Raw genomic sequence first — 16,655 nt, 5'->3', positions numbered from 1 at the left:
ATCAGATCCTCCGTTCGAGCTTGCGCAGGGCCTCGTCGGCCACCTCTGCGTCGACCATCACCTCGTACCTGGAGGGACGCATCTCGGAGACCGAGGAGAAGTCCCGCCGCCCGTGCTGCATCGCATAGACGATCAGGCCCACGACCGCCCCGATCACGGCACCGAAGATCAGGCCGTACAGCGCGAGCAGCAATCCGGCGATCAGCGGGTTGACCCAGCTGAACAGACCGAAGATCCAGCCGATCAGGGCGCCGGGCACGGCGCCGCTCAGCGCGCCGCGCCACAGGGCCCGGCCCCAGGTCATCTTGCCGACGACCTGTTCGACGACCTGCAGGTCGTGCCCGACGATCGACACCCGCTCGACCGGGAAGTCGAGGTCGGCCAACCGGTCGACGATGCGTTCGGCCGCGGCGTAGTCGGTCGTGGTGGCGATGGCCCGCCGGACAGGGGCATGGGACGGCGTGGTCGGCTCCGCGGCGGCACCGCTGGCGCCGCGCGCGACCGCCGGCCCGCCGGGGCTCGGCTGATCGGTCATGGCTGGGCTCCTGGAGTAGTGGTCGGCCGGCGACCTGTTCGCCGGGTGGGTGTCGGGTCGGGAGGTGGACCGGACGTCCCCCTCGGTCTCCCTCGCGCTCTGTCGCGGGGTCTCGGGCGGCCCGTCCACACGGCGTCCTTGCAGGGCCGGTGGTGCCCGGCGCTACGCGCGGGCGGTCGAGCCGTAGGTACACGATGGCAGCGCAGCCGCTGCGGCGATTGGGTCCCGCGGGGCAACCTTCGTGCGGCCGTTGGCCCCACGGGGCCGGTGCCGGTCGGGCCGGACGTCGATCGCGGGCCGGTCATCCGCTCGGCAGCTCGCCGAGGGTCACCGGCACGGTCGTCGGGCCCCCCGGCGGGCGCACGAACGTCACCTGCACGACGTCGCCCGGGCGGTGCTCGGCCAGGGCTTTCTGGAGTTGCTGGGCGTTCCTGACCTCCGTCGCGTCGATCATGGTGATGATGTCTCCGTCGCGGATGCCGGCGTTCGCCGCGGGCCCGCCGGGCTGCACGGCCGCAACCCCCACACCGGCGGGCTGCCCGTTGGCGTCGGTGACCGTGACCGCCGACAGGCCGAGCGCGGCGCGCCGGGAGTCGACGACCTTGCCGTTGTCCACGATCTGGCGGGCCAGATCGGTGGCCAGGTCGCTGGGCACGGCGAACCCGATGCCCGGCGCCGCACCGCCCGCCTCGGGGTTCACGGCGGCCAGGGTCGGGATGCCGATGACCTCACCGTGCAGGTCGACCAGTGCCCCGCCGCTGTTCCCCGGGTTGATCGGTGCGCTGGTCTGGATCGCGTCGCGCAGCACGGTGCCCGGCGAGTTCGGCCCGGCCGGCTCGCTCACGGTGCGCCCGAGCGCCGAGACGACCCCTTCGGTCACGCTGCTGTCGAGCCCGAACGGGTTGCCCATCGCGATCACGATGTCGCCGACCACGAGGTCCGACGACCGGCCGAAGGCGGCGGGCCGTGCCGGCGGCGCCCCGACCAGCTTGATCACCGCGATGTCGTCGGGCGGCCAGGAGGCCACCAGGGTCGCGGGATAGGTCGCGGTGCCGGAGGGCAGCCGCACCTGGAAGCTGGTCGAGTTCCCGACGACGTGCGCGTTGGTCAGGACGTGCCCCGCGTCGTCGAAGACCACCCCGGAGCCGAGGCCGCTGTCGGTGCTGATCTCCACGACGGACGGCAGCGCCCGGGTCGCGGCCTGGGCGTAGTCCTGCTCGAGCAGCTCGGCGACCCGGGCCGGGGGGACGTCGGGCGCGGACGGGGTGTTCCCCGCCGTGGTGCAGGCCGTCGTCCCCGCCACGACCGTGGCGCACAGGGCGGTCACCACCGCGCGGCGCCGCGGTCCGGGCCGGCGGAGGGTGGCGGTCCCGGCGCGATCGACGGTCCTCACCCCGTACGTCCGGCGTGCAGCGTCTCCGCCGGCGACCGGCCGTAGACGCGCCCGTAATCGTCGCTGAACCGGCCCAGGTCGTCGAAGCCCCAGCGACCGGCGACCCCGGCCACGGACGTCTCGTCGTCCGAGCCGTCGCGCAGGTCGCGGTACGCACGCTCCAGCCGGACCCGGCGCAGGTAGGTCATCGGGGGCCACCCGACGTGCCGGAGGAACCCCTCGTACAGGGAACGCTCGCTCACCCCGCTCACCCGCGCGAGCAGCGCCGGGGTGAACGGGTACTCCGGCTGGTCGTGCATGGCCTCGGTCGTCCGGTGCACCGGCTCCATGCACCACGAATGGACGGGGCGCTCCATCTCGTCGCGGTCACGGTGGTCGGCCGCGACGAGCAACCCCTCGACCACCGCGTCGTGCAGTGGCGCGGCGACCAGCGGGTTCCGCAACACGGGACTGCGCGCCGCCGCCGCCGCGGCGAGCAGCTGCACCAGCCGCGCCCATCGCATGCCGGCGGGAGCCCGCAGGTCCATGCCCGCCTCGGGGTCCAGCGGGTGGCCGGGCGAATGGCCGAGCAGCTCGAGCAGCGTGTCGTCGAGCGCGTCCCGGTCGATCCGCACCGTGTAGGCGGAGTACCCGTCGCCGATCGTCATGCTGACGTCGCCCACGTCCTGGCAGATCACCGCGCGGCCGGGGAACGCCTCGGTGGACTCCGACCGGTGCTCGACCTGCTTGACGCCGGCGTCGGGGAGGTCGACGGAGAAGCAGGTCTGCAGGTCCGACGTACCGGTCCGGACGGCACCGCCGGACCGGTACCGCACGACCCTCACCGCCCCGAGTTCCACCCCGTCGAACCGGACGTCGTAGGGCGTTCCCCGATCCACCATGTCCAGGCGGGTCGTGGAGCCGTCCCGGCCGACGTCGGCCTTCGCGTGGTCGAGGTCGTCCTCGTGGAACGAGATGTAGTTCGCGGTCCCCACCATCGACCGTTCACTCCCTCCGGGTGGAGCCGGGCACGGGTGTGCGTGCACGACCGGCTACGTCTGGGCGTCGATCAGTGCGGCGTACTCGAGACCGAGCTGGCTGAGCACGTCGTCGAACTCCCCCGCGCTGACGGCGTCGGGGAGCACGGAGAGCACGGCGGCGGTCGCGGCGGCCGCGTCCGCCGGGTCGATGCCGGACCGCTGCACGACCCGGCGCGTGAACTCCGAGACGTCGAAGCCCTGCGCCTCCTCCTGCGGCGGGATGAGGTCCTCCTGCAGCCCCTTGGGCAGCTGGGCGCGCAGGTCCTCGGCCTCGCCGCCGCTCAGGCGCTCCGCGAGCGTCCGCATCACGGCGTGCGTGAGCGACTCGGCCTCGTCGCGCGGCAGGCCGGCGCGTTCGCTGACCGCATCGATGAACTCGTCGTACTTCATCTCCACCTCCTCCGCTGAGGTGCCAGCGTGGCCGGTCGCTCCCGGGCGGGGCACCGGCCTGATGCGACCAACCCGTGCCCTGCGTCTCGACTCGGCAGAACCACGCGCCGGCGGTTCCTCCCCGGCCGTCGACGGTGATCCGCCGATTCACCCTCCGCCGCGGCGAACCCCTCGACGACCGGCCGGCGAGCGAACCGGACGTGGTCGGCGCAACGGGACGATCCCTCACCGCATACACCCGCTCGGGTGGACCATGGCATCGTCTGGCCACGTGCTCGGAGGCGAAACGGCGGCGGCTCGAGTGGACCTGCCGAAGCTGATCGCCGCGATCGGTCCCCCGCCGCATCCGCGGTCCGGTGGATCGGCGACCGGCAGCCCGGGCCGGGCGCGGCGGGCGACACCGTCGCCGGAGTCAGGGGAGGTGCCCATGTCCCGCGCCGACGCTTCTGCCCCCGACGCACGCCGGAGGACACCGGAGGCACCCGATCCGGGCGCCCGCCGTCGTCGCATCGCCGGCGTCGCAGCCGTGCGCACGGTCGTGTGGTCGACCCGGCTCGTCGCCCTGCTGACCATCGTCTCGACCGTGTTCCCCGGGCCCCGCCGGATGCTCAGCCCCGAGCTGCGGAGCTCGCTCGGCCTGCCTCCGACGATCGGCCTCGCGGGTGTCGTCATCGCCCTGGTCGCCGGCGTCGGGCTGCTGCTCGTGGCCACCGGGCTGCGCCGTCGCAAGCGGCGCGCGTGGCAGCTGGGCGTCGTCGTCACGGCGGTGATCGCGGTCGCCGACGTGACGCACGGTATCGCGACCCGGCACGGGTACATCGCGGCCGCGGCCGCGGCCCTGCTGTGCGCGGCCCTGCTCTTCACCCGGCGGTGGTTCGTCGCGCGCCCGGATCCGCACAGTCTCGTGCGGGCCGCCGCCTTGTTCGTACAGTTCGCGGCGGCCGGGTTCGGGCTGGTCTGGCTGCTGCTGGCGATCAACGGCCGACGGCTCGTGGGCCACCCCGGCGCGCTCGACGAGGCGACCCACGCGGCGCTGTCGCTGGTCGGCGTCAGCGGTCCCGTGCAGTTCCGGGTGCGCTGGCTCGACGACCTGACCGCCACGGTCGGCCTGACCTTCGGCGTCGTGGCCGTCGTGGTGGCCGGCTACCACCTGCTCCGCTCCGCCGAACCCCGTCCGGGGCAGAGCGCGGAGGACTCCGAACGGCTCCGTGCACTGCTGGCCAAGGACCGCGATCCGGAGTCCCTGGGCTACTTCGCGCTCCGCCCGGACAAGGCCGTGGTCCTCGCCCCCGGCGGCCACGCGGCCGTCGCCCACCGGGTGCTCGCCGGCGTCGCGCTGGCCTCCGGCGACCCGCTCGGCGACACCGGAGCATGGCCCGGCGCGATCGAGGCCTACCTGGCCGAATGCGTCGAGCACGGCTGGACCCCGGCGGTGCTCGCGTGCTCGGAACGCGGGGCGACCGCCTACGCCAAGGCGGGCCTGGACGCGCTCGAGCTCGGCGACGAAGCCGTCCTGTCGACGGACACCTTCACCCTCGGCGGCCGCCCGATGAAGGGCGTCCGCCAGGCGCACGCCCGCATCGTCCGCGCCGGGTACACGGTGCGCGTCCGGCGCTGCGGGGAGCTCGACGACCACGAGCGGGCCGCCCTCGCCGAGCTCGCCGCGAGCTGGCGCGGGGACGCCACCGAACGCGGCTTCTCCATGGCGTTGTCCCGGGTGGCCGAGCCGCAGGACCCCGCCGCCGTGCTGGTCACCGCCCACGGCCCGGACGGCGCCGGCGACCGGGTCCGCGGGCTGCTCCAGCTCGTCCCCTGGGGCGCCGACGGCCTGTCGCTCGATCTCATGCGCCGCGCCCCGGACACCGAGAACGGGGTGACCGAGGCGATGATCGTCGAGCTGATGAGGGCCGCCGAGGGCCTCGGCGTGACTCGGGTGTCGCTCAACTTCGCCCTGTTCAGGGCCACTCTCGAACGTGGCGAGCGCATCGGCGCGGGGCCGGCCACCCGGCTGTGGGCGAGACTCCTGCACCTCGGCTCGCGCTGGTGGCAGATCGACAGCCTCTACCGGTTCAACGCCAAGTTCTCCCCGGCCTGGACGCCGCGCTACCTCGTCTTCCCGCTGCTCCGCGACGTGCCACGAATCCTGCTGGCCGCGCTGGAGGCGGAAGGCTTCGGCGGCCGGCCGCCGGCCCTGCTGCGCCTCCTGCGCCGCTGAGCGGGGGCGCGCAGGTGGGCGCGAGGTAAGAGGAGCCGGGCCGCCGTGGTCACGGTCGGTGTGCTCGCGACGACGACCGCGGACGTGAGTCGGTGCACCGTGCAGGTGCAGAAGGGCTGGCGGCACGAGAAGCACGGGGGCCTGTTCCGAAAGCACCCGCATCCGCAGTCCTCGGGCGAATGCGCCCGCACCTCGTACGCGTCCCGGGGGTCGAACCCGCGCCGACAGGTCGAGTACGTGACGTGCTCGACTCGCGCGGGGACGTCCATGGCGCCCATCCTCACCACAACGAGGCCCCCTCGACAGGGAACTACCCCGACAGGGGTCGGCCGGGAGCGTGTGACGCGGGTAACGCCGATGCTCGGGCTATCGATCACGCGGAGCGGCTACCTCGCTCCCGACACCACCCCGAGCTCGCTGTCCCCTCGACCCCGTGCGGAAGACGACGTCGCCTCCGACCGGCCGGCACCCCCGACCCGAAGGACGCCATGACCCTGCTCCCCCGACCCGACCCCGCGCGCCCCGACGGGGCGCCCCGGACCCGCCGCTGCACCCGACAGCCCCCGGCCGTACCCGTCACCCGCCGTGAGATCACCCTCCACGACCAGCGGGTGACCTTCCTGGAGGCCGGGGAACGCAGCGGCGGACCGACGGTGGTACTGCTGCACGGGCTGGCGAGCAGCTCGGCGACCTGGCTGCCGGTACTGCCGCTGCTCGGCCGGCACGCCCACGTCATCGCACCGGACCTGCTCGGCCACGGGGAATCGGCGAAACCCCGCAACGGCGACTACTCCCTCGGCGCCTACGCCGCCGGCCTGCGCGACCTCCTCGTCGCGTTGCACCTGGACGGCGCCACCGTGGTGGGGCACTCGTTCGGCGGTGGCGTCGCGATGCAGTTCGCCTACCAGTTCCCCGAGCTCACCGAACGGCTCGTCCTCGACGCCAGCGGCGGGCTCGGCCCGGACGTGAGCATCGCCCTGCGTGCCGCGAGCCTACCCGGCACCGCGACGGTGCTCCGGGTGCTGAACGCCCTCACCCCGCGCAGGGTCGCCGACCTCGCGCACCGGGCCGTCCGCATCGTTCCGGGGGTACCGATCGCCGCCGACGAACTGTCCCGCGCTCTCAGCTCCTTCGCCGACGACGGCGCGCGCGGCGCGTTCGTCCAGACCGTGCGCAGCGCGCTGAGCTGGTCCGGCCAACGCCTCGACGGCAACGGCAGGCTCTACCTGCTCGCCAACATCCCGGTCCTCCTCGTCGGCGGCACCGCCGACGCCGTCATCCCCGTCGCCCACACCACCGCCGCCCACGACCGGCTGCCCGGGAGCCGCCTCGAGATCTTCGACGACACCGGGCACTTCCCGCACTCCGAGCACCCTGCGCGGTTCGCCGGCGCGCTCCTCGACTTCCTCCGCACCACCAGCCCGGCGCACGCCGACGTCGACTCGTTCCGGCGGCAGCTGTTGGCGCAGGGTCCACGACGCACAGCCGACGGGGTGCCGGCGTGAGTCCTGGCCGGAACGGGCGACCCGCCGCCCCCGGCGATCGATGAATTCCTCGATAATTCTCGCGATCACGTCAGGAGGTCTTCCCCGGTCCGTTCCACGACGAGCGCGGCTCGACTTGCCCGGATCCCGGAATTGCGTATGCTCGATTTCGCCGCCCACCTCCGTCGCAGAGCCGGGACGGCCGACAGGACATCCCCTGGATCTTGAGCAGCAGGTCACGGGGCCGTACTCAACAGGCCGCGATCGCGCCCACCTCATCCTGTGTTCGTCGCACGTCAGCGAGGCGCGACCACATGGCGCCATTGCGAGCACACCAGAATCCGTCACAGAATGCTGCGCATCACCGTGCCGCAGCGCGTTCTCGAATCGTCGAAAGGCATTTTCCTCATGACTCAGCCCACTGAAGCACGAAAGCCCGACAGGGGACCTCAGGGCCCGGTCGGTGACAGGAAGGACAGGCGTGAGCCCGGCGCCCAGGGCGACGCCGGCCCGAAGGGCCTCGCCGGAGACCCGGGCCCCAAGGGCGAGACCGGCCCGAAGGGCCCCGTCGGCCCCGTCGGGGACAAGGGCCCGCAGGGCGAGCAGGGCCCGAAGGGCCTGACCGGGGAGACCGGCGACAAGGGTCCGACCGGCGCCGTCGGGCTTTCCGGCGAGCGTGGTGACCAGGGCCCGGCCGGCATCGCGGGTCCGCCCGGCGAGCGCGGGGACAAGGGCCCCGAGGGGCCGACCGGGGAGCAGGGGCCCCGTGGGGCACAGGGCTCCACCGGCGAGCAGGGTGCGCCCGGCGAGGACGGCGCGCCCGGACCGGCCGGCCAGCCCGGCGCCCAGGGCCAGCGAGGTGTCATCGGGGAGACCGGCGAGCAGGGCGAACGCGGGCCTCGAGGCCTGCCCGGGGAGCAGGGCGAGGACGGCCCGCGCGGCATCGCCGGACCGCAGGGCCTGCAGGGCGAGCAGGGTCCGCCCGGACCGGCCGGCCCGGTCGGCGTGCCCGGCGTGCAGGGGGCTCCCGGTCCGTCCGGCCCGGCCTGGCTGGTCCAGCCCGCGCCGTCGGAGTTGTTCCGCAACGTGCTCCGCGCCGCCGCGGACGTCTCGCCGCGGACCGTGGTCGATCCCCGCGCCGGCTTCCGCTACCTCACCACGCTCACCTCGCAGCTGGTCAAGCTGCAGGGCGGACTCGTCCTGCGCGCCATCACCCCGACCGAGGATCCCGCCCACGGCGTGGCGGACAACGTCCGCTTCATCGCCTAGGACGGGCCCTACGACGCGGGCCGGTCGTCGGCGCCTCGTCCCGCACAACGACGGGGCGCCGACCTCGCGCGCGCGTCCCTTCCCGGTCTGCTCGTTGCCACTAGATTGCTCCCAGGCTCCGCACGCGGAGGGACCAGCCGGTCCTCTCCGGCGGAGAGCCGTAGTGCCGGCGTCGATGTTGCCGGGAGCTGGAGAAGGTGGCGGTTCGGTGGACGAGCGGGCACCGTTGTGGGCTGCGTTGCTGGATCACGTCCGGGTCGGCGCGTTCGCCCTCGACGCGCAGGGCCGGGTCGTCGTCTGGACCTCCGAGGCGGAGCGGCTGACCGCGCGGACCAGCTCCGAGGTCCTCGGGGTGGACGGCGGCGTCGTGGGGATCGCGCCGCCGGACGAGGCGGCCGGGCGGCAGACCACGGCCGACGCGCAGGCGGGAGCGACCTGGTCCGGCACGCTCCCGAGCACCTCGGAGCACGGCCGGCCGCTGGCGTACCGGTGCCACCCGGTCCACGCGGAGGGCCGGCTCCTCGGGGTCGTCGGGATCCTGTCCGACGAGTCCGGGAGCCCGGACACGGACCAGACCCGCGCCCTGCTCGACGGGCTGTTCGAGAACGCCCCGGTCGGCTTCACCTACGTCGACGCCGATCTCCGATACCGGCGGGTCAACGCCACGGTCGCCTCGATCAACGGGGGGACGGTGGAGGAACGGATCGGCCGGACGATCGACGAGGTCCACGGCGAGCCCTGCGGCCCGCGGTTCTCCGCGGTGTGCCGCGAAGTCCTCCGCACGGGCCGGGCCCAGCGGGTCCGCATCGAGGGCCGGCTCTGGCACGGCCGGGGGCCGCACCAGGTCTGGCGGATGAACTACTACCCCGTCTTCGGCGCGGGCGGCGAGGTCGTCGGGGTGGGCAACGTCTTCGTCGACGTCACCGAGGCCGAGACGACGGGACGAGAGCTGTCCGAGCTCGCCGCGGCCCGGCTCCGGACCGTGACCCGCTACCGGAGCCTCATCGAGGCGACGTGCGCCGAGGTCTGGACCGTCACCGCCGACGGCGCCCCGGTGCCGGACCCGGACGCCCCGGCGGCGGACCGGCCGGCCTTCCTGACGAGGGTCCATCCCCACGATCGGGAGGACACGGAACGACGCTGGCGCGAAGCGCTCGACAGCGGCTCCGTCTTCGACGGGGTCGCCCGGCTCGCCGTCGGAGGGGGCGGGCACCGCCACTTCAGGATCCGCGCGGTGCCGGTGGTCGTGGCAGGCCGCACGATCGAGTGGGTCGGCACCGAGACCGACATCGACGCCGAGGTCCGCGCCCGCACCCGCCTGGAGCTGCTCGCCCGGGCGACCGAGGCCGTCAACCGCGAGCTCGAACCGCTCAGCGAGCTGCAGGCCCTCGTCGACGTCCTCGTCCCCACCTTCGCCGACGGCTGCACCGTCCACCTCCTCGACCCGCTGGTGACGGGCGGCCCCGTCACGGGACGGCGGCTGACCAGCCGGGTCGACGTCGAGGTCCCCGACGCCTCCGCCGAGCCGTTCACCTACGCCGACGACCACCCCTTCGCCGAGCTCGTGCGCACGCGACGCCCCCTCCTGCTGCACCATCCCCTGGACGACAGTGCCCGGTGGGCGCGCGACACCGCCCTCGCGGACTGGGAGCGCAGGCTCGGCTGGCACACCTCGCTCCTGACCCCCATCCGCTCCGGTGAGGCCGTGATCGCCGCCCTGACCTTCGTCGCCTGGGGCGACCGGCCGCGCTTCACCGACGAGGACCTGACGTTCGTCAGCGAGCTCGCCGCGCGCGCGTCGGTGGCCATCGAGCACGCGCAGCGGTTCCAGGAGACCCGGCGCGCCGCGCTCACCCTGCAGAAGGCGATGCTCAGCGAGCTCCCCGCGCCGCGACGTCGAGATCCAGGCCCGGTACCAACCCGCGCTCGACACCCTCGAGGTCGGCGGGGACTGGTACGACGCCTTCACCCTCCCCGGCGGCGACCTCGGTCTCGTCGTCGGGGACGTCGTGGGCCACGACCTGGACGCCGCCACCGTGATGGGACAGCTGCGCAGCATGTTCCGCGGCATCGCCATGGACGACTCCATGGAGCCGGCGAGGGCCGTCGAACGCCTCGACGAGCTCGCGGTCGCGCTCGGGATCACGGACTTCGCGAGCCTGCTCTACGCACGCCTGCGACGACGTCCGGACGGCGGTGCCACCCTCACCTGGAGCAGCGCCGGCCACCCGGCCCCGCTGCTGGTCCACCCCGCGCACGGCCCCCGGTCCCTCCTCGAAGGAGCGGGAATGGTGCTCGGCGTGACCTCGCGCGGCCCCGCCCGGTCCCAGGGCCGCGCGACGGTCGAGCCGGGCTCGACCCTGCTGTTCTACACCGACGGCCTCGTGGAGCAGCGCTGCCGGGACCTCGACGAGACGACGTCCCGGCTCGAGGCCGCCGCCTCGGAGCTCCTCGACACCCCGCTGGCGACGTTCTGCGACGAGCTCCTCGCCCGCAGCGAGTCCGACACCAGCGACGACATCGCCCTCCTCGCCGTGCGGCTGCCCGCCGCCCTCCCGGCCGACCCCCCGGTGCAGCCGGGACGGAGCGGGCAGACACAGCACCGGCCTCCCGAGGTCGTCGGGAGCGGGGCCGTCAGATCTCGGTCTTGAGGATGCAGATCGCCAGGTGGGCGTCGAGTACCGCCTGGCGGGCCTCCTCGCCCAGGCCGGAGTCCGCCTCGGCCGCGGCCTTGGCGCTGTCGCCGGCTTGTTCGAGCTCGATGACGGAGTCACGGGCCTCGCCGGTGTCCGCGACCACCCGGTTCGCCTTGTCCGCCTTGCTGTCGAACTCCCGGACCACGGCGACGAGCACGGCCGACGCCCCCTGGTCGGTCTCGGACGCCCGCACGGCCTCGGACGTCTTGGTCTTGACGTCGTCGAGCCGCGTCTTCATGTCGGACATGGCGAGCATGGCTTCTCCCGGTGAGTGCGGACCTGCCTGCGGGACCGCATTCAAGACCTCGCCACCGACGCCGCCTATGACCGGAAGTACGTAGAGCGGACATAGCGGGTGCAGTGGCAGGATGAGAGGTTCTGCCGGAACGTGGTCGATCTCCGCGCGGCGGGGCGTTCGGCCACCGGGCGGGTTCTTTCGCTCAGTCCCGTGCGAGGTGCGCGATGATGTCGCGCTCGACGTCGCGGATGTGCTTCACCGCCGCCGCGCGGGCGTCGTCGACCCGGTGCCCGCCGACCGCGTCGACGATCTGGCGGTGCCCGGCGTGGGCGGCCTCCCGCCGGCCCCGCAGCCCGACGACCTGCTGCGAGTAGTCGACGAACAAGGGCTCGATCGTGGAGTGGAGCTTGAGCAGCAACGAGTTCTTCGTCGTCTGCGCGATCGCGCGGTGCAGGTCGGCGTCGAGCGCGACGAAGTCCCGGTCACTGAGGTCGGGACTCGCCATCGCCTCGATGATGCCGCGCAGCTCGGCGGTCTCGTCCTCGGTCGCGCGTTCCGCGGCCAGCCCCGCGGCGTCCCGCTCGAGAGTGATCCGGACCTCGAACAGCTCCTGCACCGTGTACTCGTCGAGCACGAGCAGCTGCGACAGGTCGGGCGCGCGACGTGACCGGCTGACGACGAAGACACCGACGCCGTGGTCGGTCCGGAGCATCCCGTTCGCCTCGACGACGCGGATCGCCTCGCGCATCGAGCTGCGCCCGACCCCGAACTGCTCGGCCAGCGCCCGCTCCGGCGGCAGCTTGTCACCGGGCGCGAAGTCCCCTCGGACGATCATCGACTCGAGCTGCTCGGCGACGGAGTCCGCCACCTTCAGCCTGCGGACGGGCTCGATCCTGCCGCGGCTCGTGCTGGACATTCGGCCCCCTCTTACCCTGGACCCGGCAGGTCGGTGGTCGCGTCCCCTAGGACCACGAGGCCACCAGTGGTCCGGTGGTCTGAAGAGTAGTGGCCGTGGTCACCGTCCGCCACCGCGCAACGCCGCGAGCCGGCGAACCGGTCGGGATCCGCGGCGGTCGGCGCTCCGGCCACGCCGCGTCGCGGGAGGACCTCCTCGGGCAGGATCGCCCCGGGGGCGCCCACCACCAGCGACGCGAGCTCATGGCCGGCCGCCGCAGCCTGCGTCGGTGCTTCACCGCGCAGCCGCGCGGCCAGGTACCCGGCGTTGAAGGAGTCCCCCGCCGCTGTCGTGTCGACGACCGGGACGTCGCGTCGCGCCGGCACGGGGACGACGTCGCCGCCGGTCACGACGAGACATCCCTCCGGCCCCGTCTTGACCACCGCCTCGGCGACGCCGAGCCCGGCCAGGCGGGCCGCGCACGCCTGCGCGTCCCGGTCCCCGTACAGCGCCCGCTCGTCGTCGAACGTGGGCAGGTAGACGTCGGTCAGCTCCAGCGTGCGGCTGACGGCCGCTCGCGCGGCCGCCGCGTCGGGCCAGCCGCGCGGGCGGAAGTTGCTGTCGAACGCGACCCGCGTGCCCCGGGCCCGGGCGGCCGCCAGGACCGACCACAGCCGCTCGCGGGCCGGTGCGGAGAGGATCTGCAACGTTATCGCCGACAGGTAGACCAGGTCGCTGTCCACGACCGCCCGGTCGACCCGCTCCGGCCAGCCCGCGTCGAACAGGCACCGGGCCGGGGACTCGGACCGGTGGTAGGTGAAGCTGCGCTCCCCCGCCCCGTCCGTCCGGACCAGGTACAGCCCCGGCGTGCGCCCGGGCATCCGCTCCACCAGACCGGTGCCGATCCCCTCCGCGGCCACGGCGGCGAGCAGCTCGTCGCTGTACCGGTCGTCGCCCACCGCGGTCACGTAGTCGACGGACACCTCGTCCGCGGGGGCGCTGCGGGCCAGGTAGACCGCGGTGTTGAAGGTGTCCCCGGCGAACCCGAGGGCGAGCGTGCGGTCCGTCCGGTGGGTGAGCTCGACCATGCACTCGCCGATCGCGGTCACCCGGGTCACGGCCGCGCCCCGATCAGGTCGCGCAGCTCCGCCACCTTCGCCTCGAGGTCGTCCGCGGCGTACACGTCGCTGCCCACCCCCACCGCGAACGCACCTGCGTCGAGCCAGGCCGGGACGTCGCGCACGGCGATCCCCCCGGTCGGGACGATCCGGGCCCCGGGCAGGACCGAGAGCACCGACTTCAGGTACTGCGGCCCGCCCAGGTGCGCCGGGAACATCTTGGCCACCCCGCGGTCCGCGGCGGCCCCGATCTCGGCCGGGGTGATCCCACCCTCGACGAACAGCACGTCCGCCTCGGCGGCGACCGCCCGCGCGTCCGGAACCGGGTGCGGGCTGACCAGGAAGTCCGCGCCGCAGCCCACGGCACACTGCGCGTCGGCCGCCGTGCGGACCGTACCCAGGCCGACCATCGCGTCCGGTGCCTCGGCCTTCAGCGCCGCGACGAGATCCGGCCAGCCCGGGATCGTCGCGGTGAGCTCGAGGACGTCGAGACCCGCCGCGACCAGCCGCAGCGCGATGACGCGACCGGCGTCGGCGTCGGGCGCGCGCAGCACCGGGACGATCCGGGCGCTGCGGATCCGCTCGGCGGTGCGCTCCTGAGCCGCGGACAGGGTCATTGGTGGGTCCTCCTTCAGAACGCCCGGATGCCGGGAACCCGGGTCCGGAACCGGTGCAGCGTGGTACTGGCGCAGATGTAGAGCGAGCACAGGTCGTCGTCGCCCCAGGTGAAGTTGGCCGTCACCTCGGGGACCCGGATGACGCCGAGGGCGACGCCCGCAGGGTCGAAGACGTGGATGCCGCCCGGCCCGCAGCTGAACAGGTTCCCGGCGCTGTCGACCTTCAGGCCGTCGGGTTCGCCGGGGCCGGCGCCCGTGGTGCGGGCCCAGACCTCGCCGCCGGTGACACCGCTCCCGGTGAGCGCGAACCGGCGGATGTGCATCCGTTCGGTGTCGGCCACGAAGAGGTGCCGCTCGTCGAGGGACAGGCACAGCCCGTTGGGGCCCTCGACGTCGTCGGTCAGCAGCTCGAGGCCGCGGGCGCCGAGCCGGTAGACCCCGCAGAAGGGCAGCTCCCGCGAGCGCGGCACGCCGTAGGGGGCGGCGCGACCGTAGCCGGGATCGGTGAAGTAGATCGTCCCGTCCCGGGCCACGACCACGTCGTTGGGGCTGTTCAGCTCCTTGCCCTGGTAGCGGTCCGCGAGGGTGACCAGGGAGCCGTCGGCCTCCTGCCGGACCAGTCTGCTCGTCGCGTGCTCGCAGGTGAGCAGGCGGCCCTGCCGGTCGTAGGCGTTCCCGTTCGCCATGTGGCTGGGATCCCGGAAGACCGACAGCTCACCGGCGGCGGACAGCCTCGACATCCGCGCGGCGGGGATGTCGCTGAACACGAGCGACCGCTCCCGCGGATGCCACACCGGGCCCTCGAGGAACCGGAACCCCGTGGCCACCCGGCGCAGCGGCTCGTCGGCCACCACGTCGTGCAGCCGGGGGTCCCGGACCTCGAGCGCGGACACGGCAGAGGTCACCGCGCGCCGAAGGCCGGCGGTGTGGAGCCGGACGGGCGGGCGGAGTCCGGCGAGAGGGCGAACCGCTCGTCGGCGTCCGGGGCGAGCTCGACGCCCAGCCCGGGCGCGTCCTGCGCGGCCAGGTACCCGTCCTTCACCACCAGCGGATTGACCAGCATCCCGTCCCAGCCCGGCCCGCCGTAGGCGTCGACCTCGATCAGCGGGGTGTTCTCGCAGGCCAGAATCATGTGCAGGCCGGCGGCCAGCGCGATCCCGGTGCCCGAGGAACAGGCGATGTGCGGGATGCAGCTGAGGTTCCAGGTGCTGGCCATGTCGGCCACCCGCTTCGCCTCGGAGATCCCGCCGACGCTGGTGGCGTCGGGCTGCAGGATGTCGAAGGTCCGCCGGGTGAGCAGGTCGATGAACTCGAACCTGGTCAGCAGGGACTCCCCGCCCGACAGCTTGAGCGAGACCCGGTCCGCCAGCCAGGTGTGGTCGTCGGCGTACTGGGTCAGGCTGCGCGCGAGGATCGGCTCCTCGAGCCAGGCCACGTTCAGGCTCTCGAGCTCGCGGGCGAGCTGCAGGGCCCCGCGCCGGTCGTAGGACATGTTGGCGTCCACCCCGAGGTCGACGCCGGGGCCGACGGCGTCGCGCACCGAGCCGACCAGGTGCACGGCGTCGCCGATGTCCCCGAGGACCCGCAGCTTCATCGCGGTGTAGCCGTCGGCCACCGCCCGCCGGGCCTCGTCGACGATCTGGTCGACCGGCTTGAGCGAGGGCGCGAAGTACGCCCGCACCTTCGACTTGGAGGAGCCCAGCAGCCGGTGGACCGGCTGGCCGGCGATCTTGCCCAGCAGGTCCCACAGCGCGATGTCGATGCCGCTGAGGGCATAGGTCTCGATCCCGCGGCGGCCCCACATGTGGGTCGCGTCGAGCATCTGCTGCCAGAGGGCACCGATGTCGCGGGGGTCCTTGCCGACGAGCATCGGAGCGAGCTGCTGGTTGATGATCGGCCCGACGGTCGGGAAGTACTCCGAGGAGAACCCGGCCTCGCCGATCCCGACCACGCCCTCGTCGGTGGTGACCCGGACGACGATGCCGCCCTTCGACGTGACCACCATGGCGCCCCACCGCAGCGGCTCGTCCAGCGGTGACCCGAGCGGTGTCGCCTCGACGCTGGTGATCCGCATCAGCCGGCCTTGCCGAGGTGCGGGACGAGCTCGTTCCAGTCGTACTCACCGACGAAGTACTCGGTGGTGCTGTAGGTGCCGTCCATGGTGTCCTTCAGCGACTTCGGGCCGGGGAAGCCGATGACCTTCCAGCCGATCCGGTCCTTGTTCCCGCCGTAGACGGGGTCGCAGTAGAAGCCCTGCCGGGTGTGCAGGCACAGCGCCTCGAAGAACGGCAGCCCCTGGTCGAAGGTGCCCTGCAGGAACGTCCCGACCGCGAGGCTCGAGCCGAGGGTGACGGGGCCGGGCTTCGGCGCGCCGGAGAAGGCCTCCAGCACGAGGTCCTGCTCCGCCTCCGTGAGCTCGGCGAAGGCCTTGGAGAACTGCCCCCGGGCCGCGGCGTCGAGCGCTGCGATGCCCTCCCGGTAGGTCTGCTGCATGTCGTACATGCGCGAGCGCCAGGCGTCGGCGAACTTGCCGGTCAGCTTGAGGAACCCGCTGCCGTCGGCGGCGGCGAAGATGTAGTCGATGCCCGACAGGTAGCGGTCGATGAACACGACCACGCGGGCCTCGCGGGCGCCCGGGTCGTGGTCGGTGGGGATGATGCGGGCGGTGGCCGCCTCGATCGTGTCCCACTCGTGGTCGGTGAAGAACAGGCGCTCGTCGGAGTCGGGATCGATCGGGGAACCGACGATCTCCCAGTCGGCCTTCAGGGTCATGACGTCCTCCTTTC

Annotated in this window: 17 protein-coding genes and 1 pseudogene; 5 read left to right on the top strand and 13 right to left on the bottom strand. The window is 73.5% G+C overall.

All coding sequences use genetic code 11. The annotated features are described in order from the left end of the window. Position 1 precedes the first annotated feature (1 nt). The 4 genes from WBK50_RS11335 to WBK50_RS11320 all read right to left on the bottom strand — a co-directional run bounded on the left by WBK50_RS11335 (position 2) and on the right by WBK50_RS11320 (position 3,337). Positions 2 to 535 carry a general stress protein gene (locus tag WBK50_RS11335; protein WP_341335557.1) on the bottom strand — a complete coding sequence of 178 codons (534 nt, stop codon included), beginning with the start codon at positions 533 to 535 and terminating at the stop codon, positions 2 to 4. Between the two features lie 301 nt (positions 536 to 836). Then, positions 837 to 1,928 carry a S1C family serine protease gene (locus WBK50_RS11330; RefSeq protein ID WP_341335556.1) on the bottom strand — a complete coding sequence of 364 codons (1,092 nt, stop codon included), beginning with the start codon at positions 1,926 to 1,928 and terminating at the stop codon, positions 837 to 839. After that, positions 1,925 to 2,905 (bottom strand): AraC family transcriptional regulator, encoded by a 981-nt coding sequence (locus tag WBK50_RS11325; protein WP_341335555.1) that lies wholly within the window; start codon positions 2,903 to 2,905, stop codon positions 1,925 to 1,927. Before WBK50_RS11325 ends, WBK50_RS11330 begins: the two co-directional genes overlap by 4 nt. 54 nt (positions 2,906 to 2,959) lie before the next feature. Continuing rightward, positions 2,960 to 3,337, bottom strand: coding sequence for a DUF2267 domain-containing protein (locus WBK50_RS11320; RefSeq protein WP_341335554.1), 378 nt, complete (start codon positions 3,335 to 3,337; stop codon positions 2,960 to 2,962). Positions 3,338 to 3,764: 427 nt separating this feature from the next. Here WBK50_RS11320 and WBK50_RS11315 point away from each other — a divergent pair, with 427 nt between their 5' ends. The 3 genes from WBK50_RS11315 (at position 3,765) to WBK50_RS11305 (ending at position 8,305) form a co-directional block, all read left to right on the top strand. Further along, complete coding sequence (locus WBK50_RS11315; protein ID WP_341335553.1) at positions 3,765 to 5,552, top strand: phosphatidylglycerol lysyltransferase domain-containing protein; 1,788 nt, start codon at positions 3,765 to 3,767, stop codon at positions 5,550 to 5,552. 488 nt (positions 5,553 to 6,040) lie between these two features. Further along, positions 6,041 to 7,057, top strand: coding sequence for an alpha/beta fold hydrolase (locus tag WBK50_RS11310; protein WP_341335552.1), 1,017 nt, complete (start codon positions 6,041 to 6,043; stop codon positions 7,055 to 7,057). Between the two features lie 387 nt (positions 7,058 to 7,444). After that, entirely contained in the window at positions 7,445 to 8,305 is an 861-nt protein-coding gene (locus tag WBK50_RS11305) for a hypothetical protein (RefSeq protein ID WP_341335551.1), read from the top strand. Positions 8,306 to 8,551: 246 nt separating this feature from the next. On the opposite strand, the gene WBK50_RS11300 is transcribed toward WBK50_RS11305, so the two are convergent. Beyond that, on the bottom strand, positions 8,552 to 8,752 hold the full coding sequence (locus WBK50_RS11300) for a hypothetical protein (protein WP_341335550.1): 201 nt from the start codon (positions 8,750 to 8,752) through the stop codon (positions 8,552 to 8,554). On the opposite strand from WBK50_RS11300, the pseudogene WBK50_RS35070 reads away from it, so the two are divergent. Beyond that, positions 8,658 to 10,106, top strand: a pseudogene (locus WBK50_RS35070) (PAS domain-containing protein); the annotation flags it as partial. The gene WBK50_RS11300 and the pseudogene WBK50_RS35070 overlap by 95 nt on opposite strands. Positions 10,107 to 10,176: 70 nt before the next feature. On the opposite strand, the gene WBK50_RS11295 reads toward WBK50_RS35070, so the two are convergent. Further along, positions 10,177 to 10,323: a hypothetical protein gene (locus tag WBK50_RS11295; RefSeq protein ID WP_341335549.1), complete on the bottom strand. Its 147-nt coding sequence runs from the start codon at positions 10,321 to 10,323 to the stop codon at positions 10,177 to 10,179. On the opposite strand from WBK50_RS11295, the gene WBK50_RS11290 reads away from it, so the two are divergent. Then, positions 10,315 to 10,956 (top strand): PP2C family protein-serine/threonine phosphatase, encoded by a 642-nt coding sequence (locus WBK50_RS11290; RefSeq protein WP_341335548.1) that lies wholly within the window; start codon positions 10,315 to 10,317, stop codon positions 10,954 to 10,956. The two genes, WBK50_RS11295 and WBK50_RS11290, sit on opposite strands and share 9 nt — an antisense overlap. On the opposite strand, the gene WBK50_RS11285 is transcribed toward WBK50_RS11290, so the two are convergent. The 7 genes from WBK50_RS11285 to WBK50_RS11255 all read right to left on the bottom strand — a co-directional run bounded on the left by WBK50_RS11285 (position 10,940) and on the right by WBK50_RS11255 (position 16,641). Beyond that, on the bottom strand, positions 10,940 to 11,257 hold the full coding sequence (locus WBK50_RS11285) for a hypothetical protein (protein ID WP_341335547.1): 318 nt from the start codon (positions 11,255 to 11,257) through the stop codon (positions 10,940 to 10,942). The two genes, WBK50_RS11290 and WBK50_RS11285, sit on opposite strands and share 17 nt — an antisense overlap. 184 nt (positions 11,258 to 11,441) lie before the next feature. Then, entirely contained in the window at positions 11,442 to 12,155 is a 714-nt protein-coding gene (locus WBK50_RS11280; RefSeq protein ID WP_341335546.1) for a FadR/GntR family transcriptional regulator, read from the bottom strand. Between the two features lie 11 nt (positions 12,156 to 12,166). After that, complete coding sequence (locus WBK50_RS11275) at positions 12,167 to 13,252, bottom strand: sugar kinase (protein ID WP_341335545.1); 1,086 nt, start codon at positions 13,250 to 13,252, stop codon at positions 12,167 to 12,169. Next, positions 13,249 to 13,869, bottom strand: coding sequence for a bifunctional 4-hydroxy-2-oxoglutarate aldolase/2-dehydro-3-deoxy-phosphogluconate aldolase (locus tag WBK50_RS11270; protein WP_341335544.1), 621 nt, complete (start codon positions 13,867 to 13,869; stop codon positions 13,249 to 13,251). The genes WBK50_RS11275 and WBK50_RS11270 overlap by 4 nt, the downstream gene beginning before the upstream one ends. Positions 13,870 to 13,883: 14 nt before the next feature. Further along, positions 13,884 to 14,762: an SMP-30/gluconolactonase/LRE family protein gene (locus WBK50_RS11265; RefSeq protein WP_341335543.1), complete on the bottom strand. Its 879-nt coding sequence runs from the start codon at positions 14,760 to 14,762 to the stop codon at positions 13,884 to 13,886. A gap of 8 nt (positions 14,763 to 14,770) precedes the next feature. Then, positions 14,771 to 15,943, bottom strand: coding sequence for a mandelate racemase/muconate lactonizing enzyme family protein (locus WBK50_RS11260; RefSeq protein ID WP_341335542.1), 1,173 nt, complete (start codon positions 15,941 to 15,943; stop codon positions 14,771 to 14,773). Then, positions 15,943 to 16,641 carry a gluconate 2-dehydrogenase subunit 3 family protein gene (locus WBK50_RS11255; protein ID WP_341335541.1) on the bottom strand — a complete coding sequence of 233 codons (699 nt, stop codon included), beginning with the start codon at positions 16,639 to 16,641 and terminating at the stop codon, positions 15,943 to 15,945. The genes WBK50_RS11260 and WBK50_RS11255 overlap by 1 nt, the downstream gene beginning before the upstream one ends. Positions 16,642 to 16,655 lie beyond the last annotated feature (14 nt).

This window comes from Pseudonocardia sp. T1-2H (assembly GCF_038039215.1).
Classification (GTDB): domain Bacteria; phylum Actinomycetota; class Actinomycetes; order Mycobacteriales; family Pseudonocardiaceae; genus Pseudonocardia.
This window is presented reverse-complemented; position numbering and strand designations above follow the sequence as displayed.